This is a genomic window from Mycobacterium sp. E3247, assembly GCF_001667785.1.
Taxonomy (GTDB): Bacteria; Actinomycetota; Actinomycetes; order Mycobacteriales; family Mycobacteriaceae; genus Mycobacterium.
This window is the reverse complement of the sequence record NZ_LZJG01000295.1, coordinates 1-7,898: the sequence shown is the minus strand read 5'-3', so window position 1 is coordinate 7,898 and position 7,898 is coordinate 1. Positions and strand designations below refer to the sequence as shown.

The following is a 7,898-nucleotide window of genomic DNA, read 5'->3' as shown; positions in this document are numbered from 1 at the left end:
TGCACCTGCTCCGCGACGGCGAGCAGCAGGTGGCCGACGTGCTGGGCATCCCCTACGACAAGTACAGCCAGGGCGGGTTGTTCCCGATCGCCTACACCAAGGGCACCGACTTCCGCCCCGCCAAGCGGCTGCCCGCCGAGCAGGTCACGCACTGGGACGCCTGGTAACTAGACCGCGCCCGAATAGCCATGCTGCCGCCAGGCCTCGTAGACCGCGACGGCCGCGGCGTTCGACAGGTTCAACGAGCGGCGGCCCGCCAGCATCGGGATGCGCACCCGCTCGGTGACGTGCGGGTCGGCCAGCGTCGCGTCGTCCAGCCCGTCGGGCTCGGGCCCGAACATCAACACGTCGCCGGGGCGGTAGCCGATGTCGGAGAACCGCGTGGTCGATTGCGCGGTGAACGCGAACACCCGCGCCGGCATCAGCGCGTCCCACGCGGCCGGTAACGACGGGTGGACCGTGACCGACGCCAGGTCGTGGTAGTCCAGCCCGGCCCGCCGGAGCTGGGGCTCGGACAGGTCGAACCCCAGCGGCTCGACCAGATGCAGTTCGCAGCCAGTGGCCGCCGCCGTCCGGATGGCGTTGCCCGTGTTCGGGGGAATGCGCGGGGAGTAAAACATCAGCTTGAACACAACGCGATAATGGTCGCATGGTCGAGCAGAGCCTCTGGATGCAGAAAGTCGCTGCCGATCCAGGACATTCGCATTGGTACATCGAGCGGTTCCGGGCGATGGCCCGCGCGGGTGACGACCTGGCCGGCGAGGCCCGCTTCGTGGACGCGATGGCGCCCCGCGGCGCCCACATTCTCGACGCCGGCTGCGGCCCCGGCCGCCTGGGCGGGCACCTGGCCGCCGCCGGACACCACGTCGTCGGCGTCGACGTCGACCCGGCGCTGATCGAGGCGGCCGAGCACGACCATCCCGGCCCGCGCTGGCTGGTCGGCGACCTCGCCGAGCTCGACCTGCCCGCCCGCGGCATCCCCGAACCGTTCGACGTGATCGTGTCGGCCGGCAACGTCATGGCGTTCCTGGCCCCGAGCACGCGGGGCCGGGTGCTGAGCCGGCTGCGCGCGCACCTCGCCGATCGCGGTCGGGCGGCGATCGGCTTCGGCGCCGGCCGCGACTACGCGTTCGCCACGTTCCTCGACGACGCGGCTTCGGCCGGGTTCGCGCCCGATCTGCTGCTGTCCACCTGGGACCTGCGACCGTTCACCGATGACTCCGATTTCCTCGTCGCCGTCCTGCGGCCGACCTGAAACCTTGACGGGCGCGTTTGCCAGAGTCGTGCGTCCGCGCGCCGGTCCACCTTGGAGAGGCCTGTCTGCTCAGTACGGATTCTGGTGGCCCGGGCCGCGGGCTGTCATACTCGTCGGATTGCCACGTTGACGCGCTCGCGCCCATCTGGCGTGGCACGGGTGGATTAAGCAGGAAGTCTCATGAGCCTCTCGTTTTCTCGAGCGCTGACCATTAGCGCAGCGGCCGGTCACGCGGCCGTGGCGACGTGACCATGTTCGCCCGCCCGGCCAACCCGGCCGAGGCGGCCGCCCCCGAGTCCGCACCGCCCCGCGCCGCCGACGCGGCGCCGGGCAAACGCCCCCGGACCTGGTCGCTGAGCAACTGGCCGGTCGGGTGGAAGGTCCTGGCGATCGTGCTCGTCCCGCTGCTGCTGGCAACGGTGTTCGGGGCGCTGCGCATCGAGGCCGCGATGGCGAACTCGAGTGCCCTGCGGCTGGCTGCGGCCCGCGCCGACGTGGTGCCGGTGATCACCAAGTACATGTCGGCCCTCGATGTCGCCCTGGTGGCGGGCAGCACCGGGCGCGACGTCGAGGGGGCCAAGAAGAACTTCGAGGCCCGCAAGTACGAACTGGACACGCGGCTGCGCGACACCGACGTGAGCCCCGAAGTCCGATCGGGAGTGAACAACCTGCTCGACGGCGGCCAGATGCTGGTCACCAAGGCGACCGACAACGGCCTCGGTTTGCGCGAACGCGTGACCCTGTACGCCCCGATCCTGCTGACCGCGGAGGACGTCATCAACGCGTCGGTACGGGTCGACGACGAGAAGATCCGCGCCCAAACCCAGGGGCTGAGCCGGGCGGTCGGGGCCCGCGGGCAGATGACGATGCAGAATGTCCTCGTCACCCGCGGCGCCGACCTGCCCGAACCGCAGCTGCGGACGTCGATGATCACCCTGGCCGGAACCGAGCCGTCGACGCTGTTCGGGATGAGCGAAGTCCTCGGCGCCGGTTCGCCCGAAGCCAAGACGCTGCAGCAGCAGCTGGTGACCCGGCTGGCGATCATGTCCGACCCGGCCAGCGTGCTCGTCGACAACGCCGACCTGCTGCGCTCGATCCAGACCACCGACGAGATCGCCGACCAGGTCATCAAGGACGCCACCGCGTCGGTGACCAAGTCCGTGCACGCCCAGGCCGCCGACAAGCGCAACTCCGCCATCGTCGACACCGTCGTGGTGCTGACCGCCATCGTCATCGCGCTGGGTGTCGTGCTGCTGGTGGCGCGCGCCCTGGTGCGGCCGCTGCGCGTCCTGCGTGACGGCGCCCTCAAGGTCGCCCACACCGACCTCGAGGAGGAGATCGCGCGGGTCAAGGCGGGCGGGGCCGAGCCGACGCCGGAACCGCTGCCCGTGTACACCACCGAGGAGATCGGCCAGGTCGCCCACGCCGTCGACGAACTGCACACCCAGGCCCTGCTGCTGGCCGGCGACGAGGCGCGGCTGCGGCTGCTGGTCAACGACATGTTCGAGACCATGTCGCGGCGCAGCCGCTCGCTGGTCGACCAGCAGCTGTCGCTCATCGACCGGCTCGAGCGCAACGAGGAGGACCCCGAACGCCTGGACAGCCTGTTCCGGCTGGACCACCTCGCGGCCCGGCTGCGCCGCAACAGCGCCAACCTGCTGGTGCTGGCCGGCGCGCAGCTCGCCCGCGACCAGCGTGACCCGGTGCCGCTGGCGACGGTGCTCAACGCCGCGGTGTCCGAGGTCGAGGACTACCGCCGCGTCGAGATCGCCGGGCTGCCCGACAACAGCACGCTGATCGGCGCGGCCGCGGGCGGCGCGATTCACCTGTTCGCCGAGCTGATCGACAACGCCCTGCGCTATTCGCCGCCCTCGACGCCCGTGCGGGTCTCGGCGGCCCGCGGCGGCGACGGGGGGGTCGTGGTGCGGATCGCCGACTCCGGCCTGGGCATGAACGACACCGATCGGCGCATCGCCAACATGCGGCTGCAGGCCGGGGGCGAGGTCAGCCCCGACAACGCCCGCCACATGGGCCTGTTCGTGGTCGGCCGGATCGCGGCCCGCCACGGCATCCGGGTCGGGCTGCGCGGCCCGGCGGCCAACGAGGCGGGCCCCGGCACCACCGCCGAGATCTACCTGCCGCCCGCCATCCTCGAGGGCCCCGGCCAGCCGGTCCGCGTCGCGCGGATCAGGGCCGTCTCGGCACCCAGCGCCCCGGACGTCGCCGAGGAACGGGCGCCCGAGCCGGCGGTCCGCACCGCCGCCGACGACAGCTCCGTGCCGCCGGTCACGCTCTTGCCGCGCCGCAACCCCGGTTCCAGCGGCATCACCGACGTGCCGGCCCAACCCGCCGAGCAGCAGCCCGCGCGGCCCCGGCGCGAGCTGCCCACCCCGTGGTGGGAGAGCGGGACCCCGCCCAAGCCGGCTACCCCGGTGGCCCCCGCGGAGCCGGAGCCCAAACCCGCGCGAACGGCGTCGGACACGTCGGCGTTCTTCGCCGCGCGGTCCCGGGAGGCCGACAAGCCGGCCGCGCCGGTCCCGAGCGGGCCCGGTCCGTCGATTCCGGCCGCCCCGCACAGCGCGGCCACCCCGGCCGACGACGACGTGATCTACCGGCGGATGCTGTCGGAGATGCTGGGCGATCCGCACGACCTGGTCAACAGTCCCGACCTGGACTGGCAGTCGGTGTGGGACCGCGGCTGGACCCTGGCCGCCGCGGCCGAGGACAAGCCCGTCGAGTCGCGCACCGCCGAGCACGGCCTGCCGGTCCGCACTCCCGGCGCCCGGCTGGTGCCCGGCGCGGCCAACGGCAACGACGCGCCCCAGCAGGACCAGCCGTCCGCCGTGCGGGAGCCCCAGCACGCGGCCGCGGGGCGCGATCCCGAGGCGGTTCGCGCGTCGTTCAGCAGCCACTTCGGCGGGGTGCGCACCGGCCGGTCGCACGCCCGTGAACAAGGATCCGATCAAGAATGACGTCACCCGGGAATTCACTGGATTGGCTGGTGACGCGGTTCGCCCGCGAGGTCCCCGGCGTGGCGCACGCCCTGCTGGTCTCCGTCGACGGGCTGCCCATCGCGGCCAGCGAGCATCTTCCGCGCGAGCGCGCCGACCAGCTGGCCGCCGTCGCCTCCGGCCTGGCCAGCCTCGCGACCGGCGCCGCGCAGCTGTTCGAGGGCGGCCAGGTGCTGCAGTCGGTGGTCGAGATGCAGCACGGCTACCTGCTGCTGATGCGCGTGGGCGACGGCTCGCATCTGGCCACCCTGGCCGCGACGTCGTGCGACATCGGTCAAATCGGCTACGAGATGGCCATCCTGGTAGAACGGGTCGGGGGCGTGGTGCAGTCCACCCGCCGGTCCGGCGTCTCGTGAGCCGCGATGGAACCCGAGCCCCGGCCGACCGCACGTAGAGGGAATCTGGTCCGGCCGTACACCCTGACGGCAGGGCGGACCGGCACCGACGTCGACCTTCCCGTGGAAGCGCCGATCCAGACGCTGCAGGCCGGCCTGGTTCACAAGTGGCTCCCCGAGGACGCGAAAGGCAAGATCATCCAGTTGTGCGTCGGCAGCCCGTCGGTCGCGGAAATCTCTGCCCGGCTGGATCTTCCGCTCGGCGTCACGCGCGTCCTGGTCGGTGATCTGGTGTTGTCCGGCTACCTTCGGGTGCACAAGACGTTGTCCGAGCGTTCGACCAGAGATGAGCGACACGAACTGATAGGAAGGACGCTGCGTGGCCTTAAGGCACTCTGAGGCGCCCCCCGAGATGGGACAAGACGGAGCCCACGCCTCGACCAAGATCGTCATCGCGGGCGGATTCGGCGCCGGCAAGACGACGTTCGTCGGGGCGGTGTCGGAGATCATGCCGTTGCGCACCGAGGCGATGCTCACCGACGCCTCGACCGCGGTCGACGCGCTGGAGGCCACCCCGGACAAGCGGACCACCACGGTCGCGATGGACTTCGGCCGGATCACCCTGGACGAAGACCTGGTGCTCTACCTGTTCGGCACGCCGGGCCAGCGGCGGTTCTGGTTCATGTGGGACGACCTGGTTCGCGGCGCCATCGGGGCGATCGTCCTGGTGGACTGCCGGCGGCTGGAGGACAGCTTTGCCGCGGTCGACTTCTTCGAGCACCGCAACCTGCCGTTCCTGGTCGCGGTCAACGAGTTCGACGGTTCGCCTCGCTATCCCGTCGCGGAGGTGCGCGAGGCGCTGACCCTGCCCGCGCACATCCCGGTGATCACGGTCGACGCCCGGGATCGCCGGTCGGCGACCGACGCGCTGATCGCGGTCAGCGAATACGCCCTGGCCAGCCTGACGGCCAATTGACGGAGTTGCGAAGCGGGTCGATCGCCACCGATCGCCACTTCCGAGGCCACGACTTCACCGACGAGGACCTCAGCGGGCTGCACACCGAACGGGTGGTGTTCGACGAGTGCAACTTCGGCGGCGTCAACCTGGCCGAGTCGCAACACCGCGGGTCGGCGTTCCGCAATTGCAGGTTTCACCGGACTTCGTTGTGGCACAGCGTGTTCACGCAGTGCAGCATGCTGGGCTCGGTCTTCCTCGAGTGCCGGATGCGGCCGATCACCTTCGACGAGGTCGACTTCACGCTGGCGGTGCTGGGCGGCAACGACCTGCGCGGCGTCGACTTGAGCGGCAGCCGGCTGCGGGAGGCCAGCCTGGTCGAGGCCGACCTGCGTAAGGCGGTGTTGCGCGGCGCCGACCTGTCCGGGGCCCGGACGACGGGCACCCGGCTGGACGACGCCGACCTGCGCGGGGCGGCCGTGGATGCCTCGTTGTGGAGAACCGCATCGCTGGCCGGCGCCCGCGTCGACGTCGGCCAGGCGGTGGCCTTCGCGGCGGCCCACGGCCTGCGCCTGGGGGAGACCCTCGACGGCTGAGGTCAGTGCTTGAGCCGGATGCGCCACCGCACCAGGCCGGCGTAGGCGATCGACAACGCCGCGAGCATGCCCATGTCGAACAGCCAGGCGGACGGCGTGTGCTGGAAATGGCTGTCCCGCGGATTCTGCGGGCCGGGCGCCACGGTCCACAGGTCGACCGTCGACGCCTGCGCCGCGTACCCCCACCGCGACGGCACCACCCAGGACAGCTGGTCGAGGAAAATCCGGTTGGTGACCGGCACCATCCCGCCGGACAGCACCATCTGGCCCATCAGCGACACCACCAGCAGCGGCATGATCTGCTCGTTGGAGCGCGCCAACGCCGACAGCAGCAGCCCCAGCATCGCCGCGGCCACACAGGTCGCCGCGACGGCGACAAACAGCTCGAGCGTCGCGTTACCCAGCAGCACGGCCGGGCGCGTCGGCGTGCCCTTGCCGACCACCACGATGGCCGTGGCGATCGCCGCCTGGACGACGGCGAACACGCAGAACACCGCGATCTTGGCCAGCAGGTAGGCCGTGGTGGACAGCCCGACCGCCTGCTCGCGCCGGAAGATCGGGCGCTCGCCGATGAGGTCGCGGATCGTCAGCGCGGTGCCCATGAAGGCCGCGGCCATGGTGAGCAGCGTCAGGATCGTCCCGGCCTCGCCGGCCGAGTCGCTCGTCGGGTCGGCGTACCCGAAACCGGTGTGGCCGGGAACGGTCAGCGACAGCGCGCCCATCACGAACGGCAGCAGCGCCAGGAACACGAAGTAGGCGCGGTCGGCGACCACCAGGCGCACCTGGCGGCGGGCGACTGTGGAGAACTGGTGCCGCATGCTGGTGCGCGGCGGGGCGCCGAGGTCGGCCGGCGCCTCCTTCGGCGGGGGCGGCGGTTCGTTCCGGGCCAGAAACCGGCGGTTGGCCTCGTCGGGGTCGGCGCCCACCTTGGCGAAGATCTGCGCCCAGTTGGTGGTGCCCATGGCGTCGCCGATCTCACCCGGCGCACCCAGGAACGCCGTCTTGCCGCCCGGGGCCATCAGCAGCACCTGGTCGCACACGTCGAGGTAGGTCAGCGAGTGGGTGACCACCAACACCACCCGGCCCGCGTCGGCCAGCTGCCGCAGCATGGTCATCACCTGCAGGTCGAGCGCGGGGTCCAGGCCCGAGGTCGGCTCGTCGAGGATCAGCAGCGACGGCCCGGTGAGCAACTCGAGCGCCACCGACGCGCGCTTGCGCTGCCCGCCGGACAGCTTGTCCACCCGGGTGTCCGCGTGCTGGGTCAGCCCGAGTTCGTCGAGCACCTGCGCGACGACCTCTTCGCGGTCGGCCTTGGTGGTGTCCGGCGGCAGCCGCAGCTCGGCCGCGTAGCCGAGGGCCTGGTTGACCGTGAGCTGACGGTGCACGACGTCGTCCTGCGGGACCATCCCGATCCGGGTCCGCAGCGAGGCGTACTCGGTGTGGATGTTGTGGCCCTCGAACGTGACCAACCCGGAGGTCGGGGTGGCGTACCCGGCGATCAGCCGCGAGAGCGTGGTCTTGCCCGCACCCGACCCGCCGATCAGGGCGGTCAGCGTGCCCGGGCGGGCGGTCAACGAGATCCTCTCGAGCAGATTCTTGCCGTTGACGCTGAAGTCGACGCCGCGCACCTCCAGGCCGCCGGTGCGCGCCGCCGCCTCCTGACGGCGGACCAGGATCCCGCCGGAGAACACCAGGTCGACGTTCCCGATGGTCACCACGTCGCCCTCGGACAGCACCGCCGACGCC

At 71.5% G+C, this 7,898-nt stretch carries 8 protein-coding genes and 1 pseudogene; 7 read left to right on the top strand and 2 right to left on the bottom strand.

All coding sequences use genetic code 11. The annotated features are described in order from the left end of the window. A pseudogene (locus tag A9X04_RS15990) lies at positions 1-167 on the top strand (nitroreductase); the annotation flags it as partial. Here A9X04_RS15990 and A9X04_RS15985 read toward each other — a convergent pair. Beyond that, positions 168-632, bottom strand: coding sequence for a tRNA (cytidine(34)-2'-O)-methyltransferase (locus A9X04_RS15985; protein WP_067922156.1), 465 nt, complete (start codon positions 630-632; stop codon positions 168-170). Between the two features lie 17 nt (positions 633-649). Here A9X04_RS15985 and A9X04_RS15980 point away from each other — a divergent pair, with 17 nt between their 5' ends. The 6 genes from A9X04_RS15980 (at position 650) to A9X04_RS15955 (ending at position 6,152) form a co-directional block, all read left to right on the top strand. Beyond that, a complete protein-coding gene (locus A9X04_RS15980) occupies positions 650-1,255 on the top strand; it encodes a bifunctional 2-polyprenyl-6-hydroxyphenol methylase/3-demethylubiquinol 3-O-methyltransferase UbiG (RefSeq protein WP_067922150.1) in 606 nt (201 codons plus the stop codon). 251 nt (positions 1,256-1,506) lie between these two features. Continuing rightward, on the top strand, positions 1,507-4,227 hold the full coding sequence (locus A9X04_RS15975) for a sensor histidine kinase (RefSeq protein ID WP_067922160.1): 2,721 nt from the start codon (positions 1,507-1,509) through the stop codon (positions 4,225-4,227). After that, on the top strand, positions 4,224-4,622 hold the full coding sequence (locus A9X04_RS15970) for a serine protease inhibitor (protein WP_067922147.1): 399 nt from the start codon (positions 4,224-4,226) through the stop codon (positions 4,620-4,622). Before A9X04_RS15975 ends, A9X04_RS15970 begins: the two co-directional genes overlap by 4 nt. 6 nt (positions 4,623-4,628) lie before the next feature. Further along, positions 4,629-5,000 (top strand): DUF742 domain-containing protein, encoded by a 372-nt coding sequence (locus A9X04_RS15965; protein ID WP_067922144.1) that lies wholly within the window; start codon positions 4,629-4,631, stop codon positions 4,998-5,000. After that, on the top strand, positions 4,981-5,577 hold the full coding sequence (locus A9X04_RS15960) for an ATP/GTP-binding protein (protein ID WP_067922141.1): 597 nt from the start codon (positions 4,981-4,983) through the stop codon (positions 5,575-5,577). The genes A9X04_RS15965 and A9X04_RS15960 overlap by 20 nt, the downstream gene beginning before the upstream one ends. 20 nt (positions 5,578-5,597) lie before the next feature. Next, complete coding sequence (locus A9X04_RS15955; protein WP_067922158.1) at positions 5,598-6,152, top strand: pentapeptide repeat-containing protein; 555 nt, start codon at positions 5,598-5,600, stop codon at positions 6,150-6,152. Positions 6,153-6,154: 2 nt separating this feature from the next. On the opposite strand, the gene A9X04_RS15950 is transcribed toward A9X04_RS15955, so the two are convergent. Next, positions 6,155-7,898: ABC transporter ATP-binding protein/permease (locus tag A9X04_RS15950; RefSeq protein ID WP_067922138.1), on the bottom strand; the 1,744-nt coding region annotated here is incomplete at its 5' end.

What these genes read in the sequence shown, in the direction of transcription:
- A9X04_RS15980 (WP_067922150.1), top strand. Translation starts at nt 650, where the DNA reads ATGGTCGAGCAGAGCCTCTGGATGCAGAAAGTCGCTGCCGATCCAGGA.
- A9X04_RS15975 (WP_067922160.1), top strand. Translation starts at nt 1,507, where the DNA reads ATGTTCGCCCGCCCGGCCAACCCGGCCGAGGCGGCCGCCCCCGAGTCC.
- A9X04_RS15970 (WP_067922147.1), top strand. Translation starts at nt 4,224, where the DNA reads ATGACGTCACCCGGGAATTCACTGGATTGGCTGGTGACGCGGTTCGCC.
- A9X04_RS15965 (WP_067922144.1), top strand. Translation starts at nt 4,629, where the DNA reads ATGGAACCCGAGCCCCGGCCGACCGCACGTAGAGGGAATCTGGTCCGG.